This is a genomic window from Fibrobacter sp. UWB13, from assembly GCF_900177805.1.
In the GTDB taxonomy this organism is placed as follows: domain Bacteria; phylum Fibrobacterota; class Fibrobacteria; order Fibrobacterales; family Fibrobacteraceae; genus Fibrobacter.
This window is the reverse complement of record NZ_FXAX01000001.1, coordinates 2,079,999-2,099,461: the sequence shown is the minus strand read 5'-3', so window position 1 is coordinate 2,099,461 and position 19,463 is coordinate 2,079,999. Positions and strand designations below refer to the sequence as shown.

General features: G+C 48.8%; 16 protein-coding genes. 14 read left to right on the top strand and 2 right to left on the bottom strand.

The window, feature by feature from the left end; translation table 11 throughout:
* Positions 1-34: 34 nt before the first annotated feature.
* Positions 35-1,048 carry an endolytic transglycosylase MltG gene (gene mltG, locus B9Y77_RS08745; RefSeq protein WP_254899974.1) on the bottom strand — a complete coding sequence of 338 codons (1,014 nt, stop codon included), beginning with the start codon at positions 1,046-1,048 and terminating at the stop codon, positions 35-37.
* A gap of 96 nt (positions 1,049-1,144) precedes the next feature.
* Between mltG and B9Y77_RS08740 the strand changes: the two genes are divergently transcribed.
* The 4 genes from B9Y77_RS08740 to B9Y77_RS08725 all read left to right on the top strand — a co-directional run bounded on the left by B9Y77_RS08740 (position 1,145) and on the right by B9Y77_RS08725 (position 4,016).
* Positions 1,145-1,588, top strand: coding sequence for a hypothetical protein (locus B9Y77_RS08740; protein ID WP_073423714.1), 444 nt, complete (start codon positions 1,145-1,147; stop codon positions 1,586-1,588).
* 145 nt (positions 1,589-1,733) lie between these two features.
* Positions 1,734-2,444 (top strand): AzlC family ABC transporter permease, encoded by a 711-nt coding sequence (locus B9Y77_RS08735; RefSeq protein ID WP_073423713.1) that lies wholly within the window; start codon positions 1,734-1,736, stop codon positions 2,442-2,444.
* On the top strand, positions 2,441-2,764 hold the full coding sequence (locus B9Y77_RS08730) for an AzlD domain-containing protein (protein WP_083555496.1): 324 nt from the start codon (positions 2,441-2,443) through the stop codon (positions 2,762-2,764). The genes B9Y77_RS08735 and B9Y77_RS08730 overlap by 4 nt, the downstream gene beginning before the upstream one ends.
* A 148-nt stretch (positions 2,765-2,912) precedes the next feature.
* Positions 2,913-4,016, top strand: coding sequence for a vWA domain-containing protein (locus B9Y77_RS08725; RefSeq protein WP_085491250.1), 1,104 nt, complete (start codon positions 2,913-2,915; stop codon positions 4,014-4,016).
* Between the two features lie 150 nt (positions 4,017-4,166).
* On the opposite strand, the gene B9Y77_RS08720 is transcribed toward B9Y77_RS08725, so the two are convergent.
* Complete coding sequence (locus B9Y77_RS08720) at positions 4,167-5,339, bottom strand: GGDEF domain-containing protein (protein WP_085491249.1); 1,173 nt, start codon at positions 5,337-5,339, stop codon at positions 4,167-4,169.
* A gap of 246 nt (positions 5,340-5,585) precedes the next feature.
* Here B9Y77_RS08720 and B9Y77_RS08715 point away from each other — a divergent pair, with 246 nt between their 5' ends.
* From B9Y77_RS08715 to B9Y77_RS08665, 10 genes are all read left to right on the top strand, one after another.
* A complete protein-coding gene (locus tag B9Y77_RS08715; protein ID WP_085491248.1) occupies positions 5,586-6,614 on the top strand; it encodes a vWA domain-containing protein in 1,029 nt (342 codons plus the stop codon).
* Between the two features lie 281 nt (positions 6,615-6,895).
* Positions 6,896-8,413, top strand: a complete 1,518-nt coding sequence (locus B9Y77_RS08705; protein ID WP_085491247.1) for a M16 family metallopeptidase — start codon at positions 6,896-6,898, stop codon at positions 8,411-8,413.
* A 19-nt stretch (positions 8,414-8,432) separates the two neighbouring features.
* Positions 8,433-9,524 carry a hypothetical protein gene (locus tag B9Y77_RS08700; RefSeq protein ID WP_085491246.1) on the top strand — a complete coding sequence of 364 codons (1,092 nt, stop codon included), beginning with the start codon at positions 8,433-8,435 and terminating at the stop codon, positions 9,522-9,524.
* Positions 9,517-10,173, top strand: a complete 657-nt coding sequence (locus tag B9Y77_RS08695; protein ID WP_073423706.1) for a TrmH family RNA methyltransferase — start codon at positions 9,517-9,519, stop codon at positions 10,171-10,173. The genes B9Y77_RS08700 and B9Y77_RS08695 overlap by 8 nt, the downstream gene beginning before the upstream one ends.
* A gap of 61 nt (positions 10,174-10,234) precedes the next feature.
* Positions 10,235-11,155 (top strand): MlaD family protein, encoded by a 921-nt coding sequence (locus tag B9Y77_RS08690; RefSeq protein WP_073423705.1) that lies wholly within the window; start codon positions 10,235-10,237, stop codon positions 11,153-11,155.
* A 7-nt stretch (positions 11,156-11,162) separates the two neighbouring features.
* On the top strand, positions 11,163-11,435 hold the full coding sequence (locus B9Y77_RS08685) for an HPr family phosphocarrier protein (protein WP_073423927.1): 273 nt from the start codon (positions 11,163-11,165) through the stop codon (positions 11,433-11,435).
* Positions 11,407-13,239, top strand: coding sequence for a phosphoenolpyruvate--protein phosphotransferase (gene ptsP, locus B9Y77_RS08680; RefSeq protein ID WP_073423704.1), 1,833 nt, complete (start codon positions 11,407-11,409; stop codon positions 13,237-13,239). Before B9Y77_RS08685 ends, ptsP begins: the two co-directional genes overlap by 29 nt.
* Positions 13,240-13,256: 17 nt before the next feature.
* Positions 13,257-15,536, top strand: coding sequence for a lytic transglycosylase domain-containing protein (locus tag B9Y77_RS08675; RefSeq protein WP_085491245.1), 2,280 nt, complete (start codon positions 13,257-13,259; stop codon positions 15,534-15,536).
* Positions 15,537-15,539: 3 nt separating this feature from the next.
* Positions 15,540-16,403 (top strand): EamA family transporter, encoded by an 864-nt coding sequence (locus B9Y77_RS08670; RefSeq protein ID WP_085491244.1) that lies wholly within the window; start codon positions 15,540-15,542, stop codon positions 16,401-16,403.
* 179 nt (positions 16,404-16,582) lie between these two features.
* Positions 16,583-19,243 (top strand): CotH kinase family protein, encoded by a 2,661-nt coding sequence (locus B9Y77_RS08665; RefSeq protein WP_254899973.1) that lies wholly within the window; start codon positions 16,583-16,585, stop codon positions 19,241-19,243.
* Positions 19,244-19,463: the final 220 nt, after the last annotated feature.

The window sequence follows — 19,463 nt, the reverse complement described above, 5'->3', positions numbered from 1 at the left end:
GGATGATTTATGATTTCTTTATTCTCTCGTCTAATTATTTTTTCTCGCCGCGGTTCTTAGCGGCGACATCTTTATACTTGTTGTGGTCGGCGAGGTTCGTGCTAAAGAAATGCGTGTGCGAACCGTCGTCTTTTGCAACAAAGTAAATTGCTTCGGTCTTATCGGGGAAGAGCGTTGCTTCGATTGCCTTGCGTCCCGGATTGGAAATCGGTCCCGGCATGAGTCCCGGGAATTTGCGGGTGTTGTAGGGGCTGTCGCTATTCAACTGGCTCTTGTAGATAGGTCCGGTCAAGTTTTTGAAGATGAACCGCACGGTCGGGTCTGCTCCGAGAGGCATGCCGATGCGGAGCCTGTTATGGAAAACTCCAGCGATGAGCGGACGTTCATCCGGGATGCCCGTTTCTTCTTCGACCACGCTGGCGAGCGTCAACACGCGGTGCCAGTTGCCAAGCGTTTCCCACTTGGAGCCTTTACGCTGTTTCATTTCGTCGCGGACTTTGAAGTTGGCGGCGACCATCTGTCGCAGTATGGACTCTTCGTCGGAGTTGATGGCAAACGGGTAGGTGTCCGGCAAGAGGTAGCCTTCAAGCGAGTTCCCTTCGATGCCGAGCGAGTGGGCGAACTTCGGGTCCTGGACTAGTTTATTCCAACGGGAGGTGTCGAGGTTCGGGAAGCTCTTTTTGATGTAGGCGGGGATCTCCCAGGAGGCTCTACCTTCGGGGATGGTCACCTTGCGGACGGCGCTTTTGCCACTTTGGAACAGTTCGGCGAGTTCATCGAGCGTCTGGTGGGCGGGGACCTCGTACCAGCCTGCTTTGAGGGACGGTTTGTTAATTTTGCACCACAAAGTGTACGCCAGGTCGTCTGTCCAGACCCCTTTTTCTTGTAAAATTTGTAAAACTTTTGTTGGGGAACTGCCCTTTGGAATCTCCAAAATGACGGTATTTTCGTTGAGTGAAACGGCGCTCAACCGTTGATTTACGTGGAAATACGCGAAACCGGCGGTTAGAACGAGGATAATAGCGATAATTGAAAAAATCTTCTTCATTGCGTAAAAATTTAAAAGAAAATGCAACGGATTGGCAAAATAAAAGGTATATTCGTATTGCATTGTTGAATATTTCCCTTGTTTTGAGGATTCGCTATGAAAATGATGAAAAAAATTATGTTTGTCGCCTTCGCTTTGTTGGTTGCCTCTTCCTTTGCAGCCAAGAAGGTTAAGTCCAAGCTGGGCGATGTGGAACTCACCAAAGAAAAAGATGGTGGCTCCGTTGTTTGCACGGCTAGCTTCAATGACGAAATGACCGTGTTGAAAGAAGGTGATACCGAAGTCCTCGTGAAGGGCGCCTGCGGTCAGGGCTGGGTTCCGAAGTCCAAGGTTGAATACGTTGCCCAGAAGGCTGGCGACAAGTCCATGAAGTTGGAAGACGTGGACATTGTGGGCTGGCTCGATAACCCGAGCGCCGTGTTCGTGTTGGAAAACGACGACATCGACTTCGACGGTGTGAACATCGACCGTGACTTCAAGGAATACTTGCAGCACACGATGGACCGTGAACAGACTGAAATGCGCAACGGCGAAAACTAGTTGTTGAACGTTCAAGAATGTTGGACCCGCGGCTTAACGCTGCGGGCTTTTTTTATGCTTGGGGCTTCTTCCTACTAAAATTGCATGTATTTAAATATTTGCATAGATTGCCCCAAAGTCTCTTAAAAATGCTATCTTTGCGCCCATGAGTTATTTGAAGGGCTTAAAAGACGGTTCCCCGATTGGGCTTGGTTACTTTGCCGTTTCGTTCTCTTTTGGTATCGCAGGCTCGAAGATCTTTTCGTGGCCGCTTGTGACACTTATATCCATGACGAACTTGACCTCGGCTGGTCAGTTTGCTGGGCTCCAGATCATGGCGGATGCTGCCGGCACGTTTATTGAGATGGCGCTTGCAACGTTTTTTATCAACCTTCGCTATTCGCTGATGGCAATTTCACTTTCTCAGAAGGTTTCGCCGGATTTTGGTACGGTGAAGCGCCTTTTGCTCGCGACGGGCATCACGGACGAGATTTTTGCGGTGGCGATGTCGCAGAAGCGTGTGACGCCGATATACTTCCTTGGGCTTTCGACGCTCCCTTACATTGGCTGGTCGCTTGGAACGTTGGTCGGTGCGATTTGCGGTGAAATTCTCCCGGCAATGGTGACTAATGCCCTTGGTGTTGCGCTTTATGGCATGTTTGTCGCGATTGTTGTACCGCAGATGAAGGTGCATGGCCCGACGGTTTTTGCGGTCGTGATTGCTGTGGCGCTCAGTTGCGCATTCAAGTTCTTCCCGCCGCTGAGCGGCGTGTCAGTCGGTTTTGCAATTATCATTTGCGCACTTGTGGCGTCCTTTATTGCGGCATGGCTCTTCCCGATGCAAAACGTCAATGCAGATGACGAGGTTGCCAAATGAATATCGACATGCAGACCTACCTGATTTACTTGCTCGTGATGGCTGGTGTGACGCTATTCTTGCGTGCGGTACCGTTCATTTTGCTCCGTAAAAAGCTCAAGAGCGTGTTCTGGAGCTCGTTCCTCGCTTACGTGCCCTATACCGTGCTCAGCGCTATGACCGTGCCAGCAATCTTCTTTGCGACGGATAGCCGCTTGACGGGCGCCTGTGCGCTCCTTGCTGCAGTGGTCGCTTCGCTCTTCGGTGGTGGACTCGTGACTGTTGCTGCGGTCTCTTGCCTCACTGTGCTCGGCGTCGACGGACTCATGCTGGTGCTGTAGTTTAACCAATGGCTATTGACCATTGACTAATGACCAGTAACCACACGCCTTTTATTATTTAAAAAATCTCCAAAACACAAGTTTCTACAGCCACTAAATTGTATATTCTTGCGTGTAATTTACCGTTTTTCGTTATTTTGGAGCTGAAATGGATATTGGAGCCCTTCATTTTCAAAATCCCGAAGCCTTTTGGCTGTTGTTGTTTGTTCCGCTGTTGATTGCGCTTTATGTTTACCGCCAGCAGCGTCGCAAGAGTACAATCAAGTTCCCGGCACTAGCGCTTGCAAAGAAGGCTGTGCCGAGCCGTCGTGTGAAGTTTAGGCATATCGTCCCTGCGCTTCGTTTGGCAGCCCTCATTTGCTTTGTGGTGGCGCTTGCACGCCCGCAGAACGCGATGGAAGTCGAATACACTTCGACGGATGGTGTCGATATCATGCTTGCGCTTGACGTCTCGGGGTCTATGGGGACGCTCGACATGCTTACCCGTACCGAACAGGCAAAGCTTGGTGTGATGAACGCCGAACGCATCTTGAAAAAAGGTGAATATTGGAAATACAGCCGCCTTGGTTACGCGCAGGACGTGATTGCCGAATTCATTGGCAAACGCCATAGCGACCGAATAGGGCTTTCGGCTTTTGGCGCTCGTTCGTTTACGCAGTGCCCGCTTACAATGGATTACGGTTCCCTGCTCGAAATCTTGAAGGCTAGCGACGACCTTGCTCGTGATACGCTTGTGAATAACAGGACCGCTATTGGCGACGGTTTGATGAACGCTCTCGCAAGGCTCAAGATGTCCGATGCCAAGTCCCGCGTTGTGATTCTCTTGACCGATGGTCGTGATAACGCTAGTGTCGTTCCGCCGGTGCGTGCCGCCGAAGTGGCGAAGTCCCTGGGTGTGAAGGTCTATACAGTCGGTGTCGGCAAAAAGTCCGGCAAGATCCTTTCGTTCCAGCAGAACCCGTGGACGGGTGAAATTTCCTGGGGCGAACGCGACATTACACCTGAAGAGGGCATCGACGAAGACGTGCTCAAGGCGATTGCTTCAAAGACGGGAGGTCGTTTCTACCGAGCCGAAAACAAGGCTGAACTCGAAAAGATTTACTCTGAAATCGATGAACTCGAAAAGACGGAAATCGAAACGATTGCTTACGCCCGCTATGCCGAAAAATTCTACCCGTGGCTTTTGGTCGGGGCGCTCCTTATTCTGCTTGAACTCGTCCTCGCGAACACCAGATTCGTGAGAATCCCGTAAGGGATAGCTCGTCATGGGGCTTGCCCCCATCCAGTAAAGTCTAGTTTCAAGAAATGACTGGATTCTGCTCCTTCGAACCTAAGAATTGTAAAGCAACAAGTTGCTAACAATTCTATATCGTCCTAACGGACTCGGAATGACGTGCTTGTTTTAATCCTTCGGTGCCGGAGTTTCTGGCTTGTAGCAGTTCTTTTTGGCTTCGGCGAAAATCTGAGAAATATTGCTTGTGGAAATGTTTGAAATTTCAGCGTAATGCAGGCTGAACGAAATTTTCCACGTGGTCATCATGTCGGATTGCATGCTGTCGCGGTCGCATTCGCGCACGAGCTTTTGGCAGAATGATTCGATTTCAGAAACTTCATCGCGTTCCATGACAATTGCGAACTGGTTGTCGCCGGTCCTTGCCAAAAAGGCGTTTTGCCCTCTGCATTGGCGCTTGAAGAACGATGCTAAGTCTGCGATGACGCGGTCGGACATTTCGTAACCGAAGTTGCGGATGATATCCTTGAAAAAGTCTACTTCCATGACGAGGATGAACAGGCGCTTGCTTGAATCCTGGTGCTGTGTGATGTACTGGAGATAGTCGATCAGTCGAATCTTGTTGTTCACGCCCGTGAGCGGGTCCGAGGTGATTCTGTACTTCAGCAATGTGACGTAAACGTGCAGGAGCGTGAGTGCGAAAATTGGGTCGGTTAGCGGGATGTTCGGGACAAAATATTGGATAATGCAGGATCCGCTAGGAACTAGAGCGATAAATGAGAGGTAAAAGGCTTCTTTCCGGTTCGTGGAGTTTCTTTGGGCGATGGCGTGCTGGATGCCGAGAACCATGGTGGCGATGATGTAAATGAAGTTCAGCCCGATGAGGAATGGCAAAAGGCGCCTGAACTGGAGCGACGTCGTATGGCAGTCGTTGGTAAATCCGTAAATGCTGATGCCGATGCAGATGAATATGCCGATAATACTCGGAGTCGAAAACAGCGGGAACAGGTGCTTGTAAGAGTAAACGCTTTTGCGGATGCGGAGGAAGATGAAGGAGAACCACAGCTGGGCAAGCAACAACGAAGAACTCAAGCTCAATGCGTACATGACGGCGTAAATGACGCAAATCTTTTGGTTGCTTGTATATAGGTCGCTTTGCGCGTGAACCGAGTACAGCATTTTGGTTACTGTGCTCAACACGATGTAAATGATGGTGTCGATGATGGTAAAGCCGAGAATGCGTTCTTCGAGATGCCTGAGAATACTATCCTTGAACTGCAGCAGTGTAATGATGAGTACCGCAATACAGATGATGTTGATTTCTATCAAGCCTATGTAAGACATTCTCGCAACCTGAACCTTGACTTGAAATATAATTATTTGAAAGCTTTTCGTATGAAGACATTATGAAAAGAATTTTGAACTTAGTCAATGGTTGTTGGTCAATGGTCGATCGTTTTTAGAATTGCACCGTAGGCATCTGATTAAAGACTAATAACTAATGACTAATGACCGATATTTAACTTTTTCCCTTGCACTTTTGTATATTCTTGGTGCTTGTTGATACAAGATGTTTTACCGGAGTAGATAATGAGATTTGCCGAACCGAACTTTTTGTGGGGCCTTTTTACTCTGCCTCTATTTGCGCTTCTGTTTGTGTATGCTTACCATCGCCGTAAAAAATTGGCGGCACGCTTTGTGTCGCTCCCTATGCTTTCGAAGCTCTCGACGAGCGTTTCGCCGTGGAGGCGCCTGACTAAAGTTTTGCTGTTGCTCCTTGCCATAGCTTTCTTGTTTGTCGCTCTTGCCCGTCCGCAGTGGGGGCGCAAGATGGAACATGTGGAACGCCGTGGTCAGGATCTTGTGCTGTTGCAGGATATTTCGCTTTCGATGCTTGCCGAAGATGTGAAGCCGAACCGCTTGGTGCGTAGCCGTCACGAAATTTCGGCTTTCTTGGAATCGCTTACGGGAGACCGCGTGGGTCTTGTGGCGTTCAGTGGTGAAGCTCAGGTCATGGTGCCTTTGACGCTTGATTACGGTACGGTGCAGATGGTGCTCCGCGAACTGAATCCGGGTTGGCTCATGCCGGGCACGAACCTCGAAAGTGCTATCCGCAAGGGTATGACTTTGTTCAAAAACTCCGGTGGCGCAAGTCAGCATTCCGTGATGATTCTCATGAGCGATGGTGAAGAACTTGAAGCCGCTGCTGTGAATGCAGCAAAAGAAGCTGCAGAACTCGGCATCAAAATTTATACGATTGGTATTGGTTCCCGCGAAGGCGTTCCTATACCGCTCAAAAGCAAGAATGGCAGTAGTGTCTACAAGAAGGACATGCAAGGCAATATCGTGACCACCCGCCTCGAAGAAGGGACGCTTCAGGAGATTGCTAGTGTGACGGGTGCGCTCTACTTCTACGCAAGCCCGGGCGAGTTCCAGTTGCAAAAAGTCTTGACTGAAATTGCTTCGCTCGAAAAGAAAGACCAAAGCAGTGACCGCATGGAAAATTACCAGGACCGTTACCAGATTTTCCTTGGACTTGCTGCCCTCCTGTTCTTGATCGAGGCTGTTATTTCGGAACGCGGCCGTCGCCGCAAACAGCTCAATGGAAGATTTAGCTAGTTGTTGGTCAATGGTCGTTGGTCATTAGTTTTTCACAAAAAAGGCCCGGCGCGCTCGCGTCGGGTCTTTTTCATAGGAGGGATTGAAGAAGCCTTCCTGGTGGGGCTTGTGTCTCGACTGGAGAACTGTGCGGAAGCCGGAGGTGGGCTTGCTACGCTTGTTGTGGCCACTAGGAAGGCTCAAGTATTAATATATGTCTATTTACGGAAAGGGGATAGATAAACCTTAAAATAGTTGGTCTATTTTGGAATGTTCCCGATTAGTTTACTATTTTCTACTTGATGAAAACGAATTATATGATTCCTGCCGCTGCTATTGCGGCTTTAGTGGCGATGACGTCTTGTTCCATGATGCCTAAAAAGACATCTCATGTTAAACATGTGCCGGATATGTATGCCGTTGCTGTGGAAAGTTCCAGTTCTTTTGTGCAACCGAGCAATTTGCCTGAGCATTATAGCAAGATTGAATTCCCGGAATATAAGTACGTGGCACCGTATCCCAAAGATTTCAGTGTGCAAATCGCCGAGGGCATTACGGGCTACATTGTGAGCGACAGTTCGCTCCCGCTGGTGGATTTTACGGTCTATTTTGAAGAAAACAACTTGCCACAGGTCCTCAAGGACGAAGCCGCTTTTGAAATGGTGGGATCCATGATCCGTCGTGGTTCTGGTGGCGGAATTTCTCCGCATGTGCTCGAAGACTCTCTGGAATTTGTAAGCGCCTCGATTTCCACGAGCGTTGGTACGTTCCTCTCGGCTTTTGATATCAATTGCCTTTCGAAAGACTTCCCGTCGATGCTTGAACTGGCAAAGAAAGTACTCACGGACCCGTCTTTTGACAAGAATCAGCTTGAAATCGTGAAGGCGAATTATGTTACTGCTTATGAACGCCGTTTTGAAACGCCTGCCAAGGTGCTTTCTGCTCTCAAGTCCAAGGTGAACTACGCTCCGAACCCGAGACTTTGGGATGCCAATTCTGCAGAATACAAGGCTGTGACCGCTGCCGATGTGAAGCGTCTTGCTAAGGGCGTGTTCTCCTCAAAGCGTATCGTCTTTGCTCTTGCCGGTGACGTGGACAAGGAATCTGCGGTAAAGACTCTCAAGAAGTTCTTTGCCGATTGGAAGGTCGAAGCAGCATCTGCAGAAAAACCGAAGCCGGTTCCGCTTACTTTTGCCCGCAAGCCTGGCGTCTATGTGGTCGACAAGGATATCACGCAGGCGAATATCACTATGAACCAGCCGTTCGTGAAGCGTCCGCATCCGGATTATTACCCGACGGCGGTAGCTAGCTTTATCCTTGGCGGTGGTAGCTTTAGCTCCAGACTCATGAACCGCGTCCGTAGCGACGAAGGCCTTGCCTATAGTGTCTATAGCACGGTGGGTAACGACTACCGCGATACCGCTATGACGACGATTGCACTCCAGACTAAGGTGGAAACGGTGGACTTTGCGATGAAGCTCATCTTTGAAGAAGTGGAAAAGCTTGCAAAGGACGGCCCGACTCCTGAAGAACTTTCTCAGGCGAAAAAGTCCCTGGTTGAAAGCTTGCCGAGCCTCTTTGATTCGCCTTCCTCAACGGCTTCTATCTTTGCAAAGGGCGAATTACTTGGCAAATCGGATGATCATTATTTAGATTATGTGACAGAAATCAATGCTGTGACTGCTGAACAGGTCCAGGCAATGATTGCTAAGTATTTTGATAAGAGCAAGATGACGATTTCGATTGTCGGTCCTGTTGCCATGTTCGATTCCCTGAAACCGTTCACGGTAATTCCTTTGGACAGTCTTGAGTTCCGTTAAACCTTAAAGGGAGGTACTTATGCAGTGTAATGGTTTGCGATTCTCTTTATTGAGTATGTGCATTGGCTTAGTGCTCGTTTTGGGCACGTCAATGTCTTACGCAACGAAGAGTGTTTCTTCGTCCGAAGTTTCCCGCCGGCAGCTTTTGATGAAAACGAAGAACAATGCCGATAACATGCGCTCGTTCTGCTCGGGAATGTATAAGTGCCTTGATATCAAGTACGAAGCCTGTACGGAAACGGATTTGAAACCGTGGCCCAAGATTGAGTATGATAACGAGTTCTGCGGACCGTACAAGGAAATTGTCAAGCGCGGCTTTTCGACGGACATCAAGGCTCCGATGATGATGGACGTGTTTATGCGTCTCGGTCGCCAGTATAGAGCCATTTACGAAAGCGAGGGTACACTTCCGCTAGAAGTCAATGAAATTACGTTCCTGTTTGACAATATGCCGTTCACGGCAGATTTGATTAACGCTTATCTGAAATCGGATTATACGCTAGAGTATAATAGCTTGAACCGTCGCTATTTTTCGGGCAGTAACGGTCATGGACTTTCGGGGGATTTTTACTGGGCGTTGCAGGACAGTGCGGGGGCAAAGCCCATGCTTCGCAACATGTTCTTTGGATTTGGCTATGCACAGATTTTGAAGTGGTCTCTTAAGGGAACTGCAATTGCTTATCTGGATATGGACTTGGTGGCACCGAGAAAACTTAAGTACAAACTTACTGCAGTCGTGTTCCCGAGCAATTCTGTTTTGAATTCCATTATGCAGCTGCGTGTTTTCAAGAGTGTCGTGAATTCCAAGATTGACGACGTTGTAAACGATATCAAGAAAGCGGCGTCGATGTACTATGGCGGGAACAGAAAACCGCTGAAGGAAAATGCCAAGTTGCAGACTCCCGAAAATAAGCGCCATATCGCTGAATTTGACAAAGTGGTTGCGGGTGGATCCTGGAAACTTGGCGATGCTGAACGCATAGACCGCTCGAAGATTGAACTTAGCCAGCCCAAGCCTGTCGTAAGGCCGGCTGAACCTAGAGAAAAAACGACTGAACCTGCTGAATTTAAGGCAAATACTTTTATTAAAAAGGATTTAGAAAATGAGTGAACCTAAGGATTTGGAAACTTTGCTTGCACGTGTGACGGAACGTCGTCGTGAATTGTTGACTTCTGTCGTCAACCGCCGTACGCGTCACTTTTGCATGGTGCTCGAAGACCTGTTTGACCCGCATAACATTTCCGCTGTTATCCGTACTGCAGAAGTCTTTGGCCTCCAGGATGTTCACATCATTGAAGAAGACAACGCCTACAGCGTGAACAAGTCCATCTTGAAGGGATCCTACAAGTGGATGAGCCTTTATCTGTACAAGAAGCGCATGCTCTGCATGGAAAAGCTCCGCGAGAAGGGCTACAAGATTGCAGTGGCGAGCACGAACACGACGAACTCTGTGCTTGACCTCGATTTGAGCCAGCCGATGGCTTTTTACCTGGGCAGTGAATTCCACGGGAACCACCCGGACACGCTTGCCCATGCGGACTATGAATTTAAGCTCCCGCAGTACGGCATTACGGAATCGATGAACGTCTCTGTTGCTGGTGGCGTACTGATGACGTACCTCGACGTGTTTATGCAGAAGCAGGGCCGTGAAAAGTTTGCCTTGCCGCAGGCTGAACGCGACGCCTTGTTGCTCGACTGGCTGGATCGCCATGTGAACGGCATCGAGACGAATAGCCCCATCGTGAGGGTGGAGGGATAATCCTCTTATTTTTCAAGATGCAGCCAATGCCAATCGCAAAATATGCTAGATTGTTTTTAGAATGAAAAAGAATACCGCTTTATACTTTTCCGTCGGACTTGTCGTTCTTTTAGCCATTTTCATTTTGATATTTGGCATGTTCTTTTTGAACGAGAAGGATCTGCGTGAAACTTTCGACGTGTACCACTTGCGCTTTACGCAGGTGAGTACGCTTGTTTTGGATGACCCGGTCAAAATCAATGGCGTGAAGCTTGGTCGTGTGGAATCCATCGAACTTTCTGGACACCGCGTTGTGGTGACGGTCAGGCTCAAGTCCAATGTGAAAATCCCGAAGGATTCCGAAATTCGTGTGCAGAACATCGGCATCATGGGTGAACGCCAGATTGGCATGATCCTCGGCGATTCCGAAGAATACTATGTGCCGGGCGATACCATCACGGGACAGTTCGATGCGGGCATTGCCGAAGCGCTTGGCCTTGCCGGTGAAGTTTGCGATTCGACGAAGGTGCTCTTGGAAGCGGTAAAGACTGCCTTGAACGGAACGATTGCAAACCCGGAATTCCAGGACCGTTTCAAGACACTTTTGGTGAAGGCCGAAAATCTTGAAGACCGCTTGATGTCGCTTGTGTCAACGACCGACCCGCAGCTCAAAAAGAGCCTTGCAAACCTGAACAAGGTGACGCTCAAGGTAAACGAACTTGTCGATGGCGTCAAGGAACCGATCAACGGTCTTTTTGCCGGAACGGACAAGGTCATGGGGAATGCAAACCACTTGATCTCCGAACTTGAAGGCGTGACCAAGCATTTGGATGGACTTATTGCCAAGGTGCAGTCCAAGATGGATTCGAAAGACAATACCGTCGGGATTTTGCTGAACGACAGACAGCTTCACGACGACCTTGTCAAAACAGTGCGCTCTGCGGACAGCTTGTTCAAGATTATCTTGCAGGATGGTCTTGATATTAATGTGGATTTCTTCTGAGGAATTGATGATTACAAAGTTACTTACTGTTTCCAACAAACTGGGCATTCACGCCCGTCCGGCCGGAATGATTGTTGATATCACGGGGCAGGCTAAGAGTGATGTGTCCATCGTGTTTGATGGTTCGAAGGCCAATGCGAAGAGCATCCTTAATGTGATGATGCTTGCCATCCCTGCGGGTTCCGAAGTCAAGTTCGAAATCGATGGCGAGGATGAAGAGCTCGTCGTTCAGCAGTTGGAAAAGCTTTTTGATGACCACTTCAACGAAGAACCCTGCTGATTTTGTGGCCAAGACTGCCAATGAGCCGAAGTCCCAGAGGATAGAGCTTGTTGGTGTTCCGTCGTCTCCGGGCTTTGCCATGGGGACGGTGTTCCCTGTTGCAAACCGCGAATTTTCGGTGGTCGATGAGACTCTTCCGGAAAGCAGGCTTGCTACAGAAGAACAGATGTTCTTGAAGGCGATTAGTAAGACCTCCAAGGAAATCGCCCAGATTAAAGAAATTTCAGAATCCAGAGCTGGCATCAAGGACAGCCTGATTTTTGCAACGCACCTGATGATCTTGCAGGATCCGGGGCTCGTGAATGGAGTCCTCGACAAAATCAGGAAAAAGCACAAGAACGCGAAGTGGGCGGTGCATGTTGTTTTTAGCGCCTACATCGAAAAGTTCGAAAAAATTGATTCGCCTGCCATGCGTGACAAGGCGGCAGACCTCAGGGACTTGTACAACCGCCTGATGTCTGCGATGGATGACTCCGGACCGGTATTGGAGGACGTGTCTCATGAAGATGGCGTTGTCCTCGTGGCCCATGAGTTTGTTCCAAGCTTCTTGATGACTTTGAAGCCCGGACAAGTTAACGCTATCGTGATGGATACGGGTGGCCGTACAAGCCATGTCGCTATTTTGTCTAGAGCGTTGCAGATCCCGGCTGTATCTGGCCTTAGGAATGTGGCTGCCCTTGTCAAGAGTGGCGATACGATTATCGTTGACGGTGCTGATGGTAAGGTCATCATCAATCCGAATGAAGACGATATCCGCAAGTTCCATGAACGCCAGGAAATGTTCGAACGCCAGCGCCGTGAACTTTTCACGATGCGCCAGCTGGAACCGATGACTCGCGATGGCAAGTATATTGTGTTGCACGCGAACATTGAAATCCCGACGGAAGCGGACAAGGTCACGGACTTTGGCGCTACCGGTATCGGTCTTTACCGTTCAGAATTCCTGTTCTTTAGAAAAGGCACTCCGACCGAAAAGGAACAGCAAAGCGCCTACAGGCATATCCTTGAAAAGATGGCGCCGCACCCGGTTGTAATCCGTACGCTTGATGCGGGCGGTGACAAGCTTGTTTCTGGGGTTTCTGCGGTGAATGAATCGAACCCGTTTATGGGTTGGCGCTCTATCCGCGTGTGCCTGGATCGCGAAGATGTGTTTATTACGCAGTTGCGCGCTTTGTTGCTTGCAAATACGAAGGGCAATTTGCGCATTTTGCTCCCGATGATTTCGAGCATGACGGAACTCAGGCGTGCAAAGGCGTGCATTGCGAAAGCCCGCAAGCAGCTCGAAGATGAAGGGCATAAGCTCCCGGTCGTTAAAATTGGCTCGATGATCGAAGTCCCTGCCGCTGTGATGATTGTGGACAAACTTGCTAAGGAAGTCGATTTCTTTAGCTTGGGTACTAACGACTTGATCCAGTTTACGCTTGCGGTTGACCGTACGAACGAACTTATTACCGACATGTTCCAGCCGCACCATCCGGCAGTGCTCAGCATGATTTACCAGACTGTGGTGGCTGCGCACCGTGAAGGAATCCCTGTGGCGGTTTGCGGTGAAATGTGTACGGACCCGATGAGTGTGCTTTTGTTGGTTGGACTCGGTGTCGATGAACTTTCGATGACGCCGTGGAGCGTGATGACGACGAAGAAGATTATCCGCTCGATCAACTTTGAAGATGTTCGTGATGCGGCTTTGACTGTCTTGCAAATGGATGATGCCGAGAGTGTAAATGAGTTTTTGCATAAAAAGTATGCACAAACCATTATGGAACTTGGTATATCTGGATTTGTGGGACAAGTCGAAAAATAAAAATTGTTGGTTTGCTGATGAAATTATTTTGTTCTTTATTGTTTGCGTGTACAGCCGCCTTGTATGCTCAGGTGGATGGTTCGGTATATTCCACCTACAAGTCTCCGTTCGCGGATCAGGAAATGATTGCTCCGGACCAGTTCCAGGATGTGGTTGTTCGTGCTGCCCGTGCGAAGAAAACAATGAACGATATTTCAGTTCCGCAGAACCATCGCGATTTTGCCCGCGCTGCCTATTACTATTACAGTGGCCAGTGGGACAGTGCCTATGCTGCCTATAATTCCTTGCGTAAGCGTGAACCGGAATTGCTTGGACCTGTTGTGCTCCGCATGGCGAAGGCAAACTTCAAGCAGGAAAAGTATGCCAAGATGCGCGAAACGCTCCGACTCGAAAAGAGCCTGGAAAACGACAGGGCTTGGCGTGATGCGGCGGACCGCTTGAGAATTGAAGCGACAATGGCGGATTATTCGCTGAATGATGTTGCTCGTGCGGACTCCTTGATGGTCTACCTCAATGGAAATCCGGATGGCGACGATGTGGATCCGCTGAAGTACCGTTACGCCCAATATTTGGAAGATTCTTACCAGCTGAAACAGGCAAAACGCATGTACATGAAGCTCCTCACGAGCCGTACATCGTATAAGGATTCCGCTTATGCTTCTGTGCGCCGCTTGAGGGAAGTGCTGGGGGCGCCTGAATCGCTTGCCGAAAAAGTGGCCTATGCCAAGCTTGCCTGCACCAAGGACGAAATGAAGAACTGCATCGACCTGCTCGATTCTATCCAAATTTTGGATGCGCAGCAGGCGCAGAAAAATCCTGCTTCGGTGGTGGTGCTTGATGACCCGGCTTATGCACGCCTGAAAAAGAGCACGCTAGATTTGAACACGCGCATTATGCTGTGGGAAAAGCGTGCGGCGGCACTCCGTTCTCTGAACCGTAATGAAGATGCGATTGAACAGTACCGCAACTTGATTGAAAATGTGGAAGCGCGTCCTTCCTGGATTCAGGCAATACTCAAGCTTTACCGCAAGGAAGCGGCAGGGCTATTTGACGAAGAAATCCACACTTACGATTCGCTTTTGCAGGACGTGAGCCAGTTCAGCACCGAAAACGCCAATAACCTCTGGCTGCGCGGCTTTGAATTTGAACAGAAGCTGATGTACGATAAGGCGATTGACTGCTACAAGAAACTCATCCATAAGCGTTTCAAGAGCAATCTGAAACGCCAGTGGGCGAGATTCCGCATTGGCTACTGCTACTTTAAGCGCGGCATGTGGGTCGAGGCTGCGGCATACTTCCGCGATGCGACGAAGGATCCTTTCCTCTGGAGCGGTAGTGCTTCGAGAATGTTCCTTGGCGATACTTACAAGAAGATGGGCGAGGATTCGCTTGCCCGTGAAGCTTATCTCGACTGCATCAAGGACTTCCCGCTTTCGTATTATGCACACCGCAGCCGCATGAAGCTTTTGGACAATCATTTGTTGCCTGCGGACAAGATCCCGTATGCTCATGGCGTGCCGATGTCCCATGCGGCGACGATCGAATGGATCCGCTCGGTGAATAAGCTCGGAAAGCCGGATGCCTCGTACAGCAAGGAACGTTACGAACGCATCAAGAGGCTCTTCTTGTATGGTTTTGAAGAAGAAGCGTTTAGGCTGTATGACGAAGTCAAGAAGAAAAACTTCAAGCGCATGGATTTCTTGTACGAATACGGAAAACTGTTCTACGAGATGGGCGAAACGGCTGCCGGTTACAGGCTTGCACGCCAGTTCCAGGCGAAGATGGATAGGCGCCTGTTCATGACGCCGCCGATAGATGTTTTGCATTATTTGTTCCCGGTTCCGTATGCTGACCCTGTGGTTTACTATTCGGGCACGAGCATCGATCCGTTCTTTGTGTATAGCGTGATGCGTCAGGAATCCATTTTCGATTTCCAGATTACATCGCCTGCGGGCGCCTGCGGCCTTTTGCAGATTATGCCTGCGACGGGTAAGATGCTTGCCGACAAGGAAGAAATTTCTGGCTTTAATCCGAAACGCTTGTACAATGCCTACATGAACATCCGCTTGGGGATCCGCTATTTGGTGGACCTCAAGGATGAGTACAAGAACGACTACATGTATGTGCTTTGCAACTACAATGCAGGTCCCAAGCCGACGAAGCGCTGGCAGTCTGAAAGCGAAGGCCTCCCGTGGGATTTGCGCGTCGAAGAAATCAGCTACTGGGAAACCCGCGACTACGTCAAGCGCGTCATGGGAAATTACTGGATCTACAAAGAAATCTATGACGGGATTTAGCGAATGCTATTCCTACTCTTAACCATTGGTCCTGCGTTTTTATTTGCTTGTGGAAACATCCTAGAAAAGTCCGGGGTGTCCACTGTTGGCAAGCGCACGGGCGGAACTTCTAGGCCCTGGGAATTTTTCAAGGGCGTTATCACGAATAAGTTTTGGTGGCTCGGCATTGCATGTTCCGGGCTTGCAACGCTTGGCTATTACATTGCCATGGCTCAGTATGACTTGAGTCAGGTGCAGCCGATGATGGTCTTGAATCCGGTGCTGACGGCGTTGATGGGATTTTGCATCCTCAAGGAAGTCTTGACCAAGCGCATTGTGGTGGCAATTTGCTTTGTCGTGGCGGGCCTCCTTTACTCCGTTGAAAATCTAGGGGAATCGACGGCGGTGCAGAATATCGGGACGCTTTGGCTGTATGCGGGCGGACTTAGCTTTGCGACTCTCATTGCGCACCTCTGGGTAAAAGACCGTGAAATGGTGGACTCGCTTATCATGGGCGTTGGCTTTGGGCTTTCGGCTGCTTTTTACAAGAGCTTGGCGATGGACTTTGACCTCGACAATATCGATTTTTCGTCGGTGGTAAACCTGCTCATGGATTTTAGAACGCTTGGCTATGTGGCGACTTACAGCATTGCGTTCTTGTATTCGCAGGTGTCTTTCTCTCGTGGGCGTGCGTTGTTCATTATCCCATTCAGTGCTGCGGTCGGTGCCGCTGTTCCGACGCTTGCGGGCGCACTCGTTTTTTACGAAGCGTTCCCGATGGGCAAGGTGATTTCTGTCACTCTCGTGCTGATTGGCGCTTGCCTTTTTATCGTTCGCAGACCGAGAAGAAAAAAGGTGGCCGATTCGGGACCCGAAATTAAGAAGTAGTTTTTTTCTTATATTCCGAGCCTAGCATTCCAAATACTCAAGCATAATATATATTCCACATTATGGTGTGTTGGAATGATTTTTCAGCTCGGGTCTACAGGGCCTTTGGGTCTCTTCTTTTTGTAGCGCTGGTTTTGTCGGCATGTACTGACGATAACCCTAGTTCGTTGATTTTAGATATGGAAAGCAGCTCTTCGGCAAGTGGTGATGCGGGTGGCACGAAACTTCCGTTTGTTGGCGGCCCTGTGATGTTCACCGAGGTCGACCCGGTTAACGTTGATTTCAAGGACCACGAAGGCGATGACGCCGGTTGGGTAGAACTTTTTAATACATCTGCTGATACAGTAAATTTGTCTGAAATGTACTTGACGGACTCGTGGGAAGAACCCTTCAAGTGGAAATTGGGCGATGTGAAAATGGCGCCGAACTCGTTTTTGGTCATTTTCCTCTCGGGAAAGAACTATCCCGATTACGTAATGCCGCATGATTCTATTGATATGATTGGGTCTGGTTGCTGGACTTGGACGGATGCTGAGAGCGATCCTCCGGGCTACAGCTATGCCGACCCGTTGCCGGGATACGATGAAAAATGCTTTAGTGAAAATGGACAGAGTCGCATTGGTACGGTGATGAAACTGGGTGAAAACGAGGAACTTGGTTGGTCGTCCATTTCGTTTTTCGTAGGAACGGGGAGTAGTGACCCTTCGGATGTGTTGGATATTTCGGCGGCAAATGAAATTTTGATACAGGCGTACATTACAAAGGGCCGCAATGTTTCGGTTCGCTTGGCACAGCCCGATATTGATGACTGGAAAGGTTACGAGATGGTTCTTGAAGGAACTGGAGATTCTTCGACGGTTTACCGTATGGCGCTCCCTACAGGAACAACATTCCCTGATTTGGCGAATATTTATGGGACGCGATTGAGCCCCGAGGCAAGTGAATCTCAAGAAGTAACCCTTAAGGTTTTCAGCTACATTGCGCGGAACCGCGGCCATGAACCACACGCAGGCTTCAAGCTTTCGAAAAAGGGAGGCTCGCTTTATTTGGTAAATGCCGATGCTTCAATTGTGGATTCTGTGTCGTATCCGGAATTGCCTCTCGGGAAAACATGGAATTATGGGGGAAGTTGGGGATATGCCGACCCTTCACCGTATGGTTATAGTAGTTCGCTGACATTTACTCGCGAAGAGAATATCGACACTTTACTGTTTCCGCCTTCGGGATTTTATACAGAACCTTTTGTTCTAAATCTTGAAAGTACGAATAATGCCGTGTGCGAAACAGGTGGCAAATTGCCTTCGGAAGAGACTGTATTTCAGAAGAGTATTTTAATCAACAAGACGACGGTAATACGCTGTGCAAAAATCGCTCCGCAAAGCCTTCCGAGCGATGTGGTGACACGTACTTACATTTTTGAGGCTGCGTCTACAGTGCCTGCGGTATTTCTCACGACTGACCCGAATTCACTTTTTGATCTGGATACTGGTATTTATATGGAAGGTCCAAATGCTCAGAGCAAGGAACCTCACTACGGAGCTAATTACTGGCTCGATAAGGAAATCCCTGTGACGGTGGAGTTGATGGAGCCGGGAACGAGTTCGCCTGCGTTTGCGAAAAATGCTGGACTCAAAATTTTTGGTAATTACAGCAGGCAAAATGATAAAAAGTCGGTAGCGATTACGTTCCGTGAAAAGTATGGTGATTCTCACCTGAAGTATCCGCTGTTTCCTGAATTCCCGGAGCTAAACAAGTTCAAGGTGTTCTTGCTGCGCAACAACGGGAGCAACTACGGAAATGACTACATACGCGACCGCTTGGCAAGTTCCGTGAGCGAAGGGCTTGGCGTCGATTATCAGCGCGGACGATTTGCCGTTGTGTATTATAACGGAGAATACTTCGGCATCCACAGCATCCGTGAACGCTCAACGGCAGACTATTTTGAAACGCATTACGGACTTGATCCGGATAAAATAGATTTACTCAAGGCGGATAATGCTGTTTCTGCGGGCTCGGCTGTTGATTATGTGGCGTTGATGGATTGGCTGGAATCCAACCATCTAGATAAAGAAGAGAACTATGCTTATATCGCATCGCAAATAGATGTCGACAATTTCATCAATTACATGCATACGGAGCTCTTTGCAAATAACCGCGACTGGCCCGCGAATAATCTCAAGAAGTGGCGTAATACAAGTTCCAAGACTCCGTGGAAATGGTTCCTGTATGATCTTGATTTTGGATTTGGTAATGATTATAGTAAGTATAAGAATAACATATTTGAATTTGCGACGGCAGAAGATGGTGAATCGTGGCCAAATGGACCTGAATCAACTTTGTTGTTCCGACGTTTGCTCGAAAATGAAGGCTTCAAGGCCGCGTTTATCAACCGAATGGCGGTACTCTTGCAGATGAATTTTGAAAGTTCGCGGGTGCTTGCTCGCATTGAAAAAATGATGGCTGAAATTCAGTCGGAGATTTCTCGTGATCAAAAACGCTGGGGGCTGAGCGCTTCGAAAATGACAAAACAGCTCAACGCCATCAAGAATTTTGCGATGAACCGCCCTAGTGTCGTTTATGGTGAATTGCAGGAATTTTTTGCACTAGGCGAAACGGCTGCTGTAAGCTTGTCTGTAAGTGGCTCTGGGCGGATCCTTGTGCATAATCTTCCTGTTGATGTGTCGAAAATGACTGTGAATTTCTTTACGGGATTCCCGGTGACGCTCAGTGCGGAGCCTCTTATGGGAAGTACTTTTGCAGGTTGGAGTGATGGCGAATCTAGCCCCACACGGGTGATTTTGCCGGAATGCGTCAGTGAAGTTACGGCCATCTTCAAATAAATAGGAACGGAATATTTTTTATCGTTCGCAGACCCAGAAGAAAAAAGGTTGTTCTTTCGGAACCCGAAGTAAAAAAGTAAGTTTCGAGTGAGTTTTTAGCAAGCTTATTCCCGAAATTTTGCGTCAAAAATAGTCTTTAAAAAAGTTCTAGCTCCTCATGTCGCATATATATTTAGATGCGGATATTTGAGGTGTTGGGTGAGAGAAAAATTTTCCCTGT

Bases quoted from the DNA above. Each gene is read 5' to 3' on its own strand.
- mltG (WP_254899974.1), bottom strand. From the start codon at position 1,048: ATGAAGAAGATTTTTTCAATTATCGCTATTATCCTCGTTCTAACCGCC.
- B9Y77_RS08740 (WP_073423714.1), top strand. From the start codon at position 1,145: ATGAAAATGATGAAAAAAATTATGTTTGTCGCCTTCGCTTTGTTGGTT.
- B9Y77_RS08735 (WP_073423713.1), top strand. From the start codon at position 1,734: ATGAGTTATTTGAAGGGCTTAAAAGACGGTTCCCCGATTGGGCTTGGT.
- B9Y77_RS08730 (WP_083555496.1), top strand. From the start codon at position 2,441: ATGAATATCGACATGCAGACCTACCTGATTTACTTGCTCGTGATGGCT.
- B9Y77_RS08725 (WP_085491250.1), top strand. From the start codon at position 2,913: ATGGATATTGGAGCCCTTCATTTTCAAAATCCCGAAGCCTTTTGGCTG.
- B9Y77_RS08720 (WP_085491249.1), bottom strand. From the start codon at position 5,339: ATGTCTTACATAGGCTTGATAGAAATCAACATCATCTGTATTGCGGTA.
- B9Y77_RS08715 (WP_085491248.1), top strand. From the start codon at position 5,586: ATGAGATTTGCCGAACCGAACTTTTTGTGGGGCCTTTTTACTCTGCCT.
- B9Y77_RS08705 (WP_085491247.1), top strand. From the start codon at position 6,896: ATGAAAACGAATTATATGATTCCTGCCGCTGCTATTGCGGCTTTAGTG.
- B9Y77_RS08700 (WP_085491246.1), top strand. From the start codon at position 8,433: ATGCAGTGTAATGGTTTGCGATTCTCTTTATTGAGTATGTGCATTGGC.
- B9Y77_RS08695 (WP_073423706.1), top strand. From the start codon at position 9,517: ATGAGTGAACCTAAGGATTTGGAAACTTTGCTTGCACGTGTGACGGAA.
- B9Y77_RS08690 (WP_073423705.1), top strand. From the start codon at position 10,235: ATGAAAAAGAATACCGCTTTATACTTTTCCGTCGGACTTGTCGTTCTT.
- B9Y77_RS08685 (WP_073423927.1), top strand. From the start codon at position 11,163: ATGATTACAAAGTTACTTACTGTTTCCAACAAACTGGGCATTCACGCC.
- ptsP (WP_073423704.1), top strand. From the start codon at position 11,407: ATGACCACTTCAACGAAGAACCCTGCTGATTTTGTGGCCAAGACTGCC.
- B9Y77_RS08675 (WP_085491245.1), top strand. From the start codon at position 13,257: ATGAAATTATTTTGTTCTTTATTGTTTGCGTGTACAGCCGCCTTGTAT.
- B9Y77_RS08670 (WP_085491244.1), top strand. From the start codon at position 15,540: ATGCTATTCCTACTCTTAACCATTGGTCCTGCGTTTTTATTTGCTTGT.
- B9Y77_RS08665 (WP_254899973.1), top strand. From the start codon at position 16,583: ATGGAAAGCAGCTCTTCGGCAAGTGGTGATGCGGGTGGCACGAAACTT.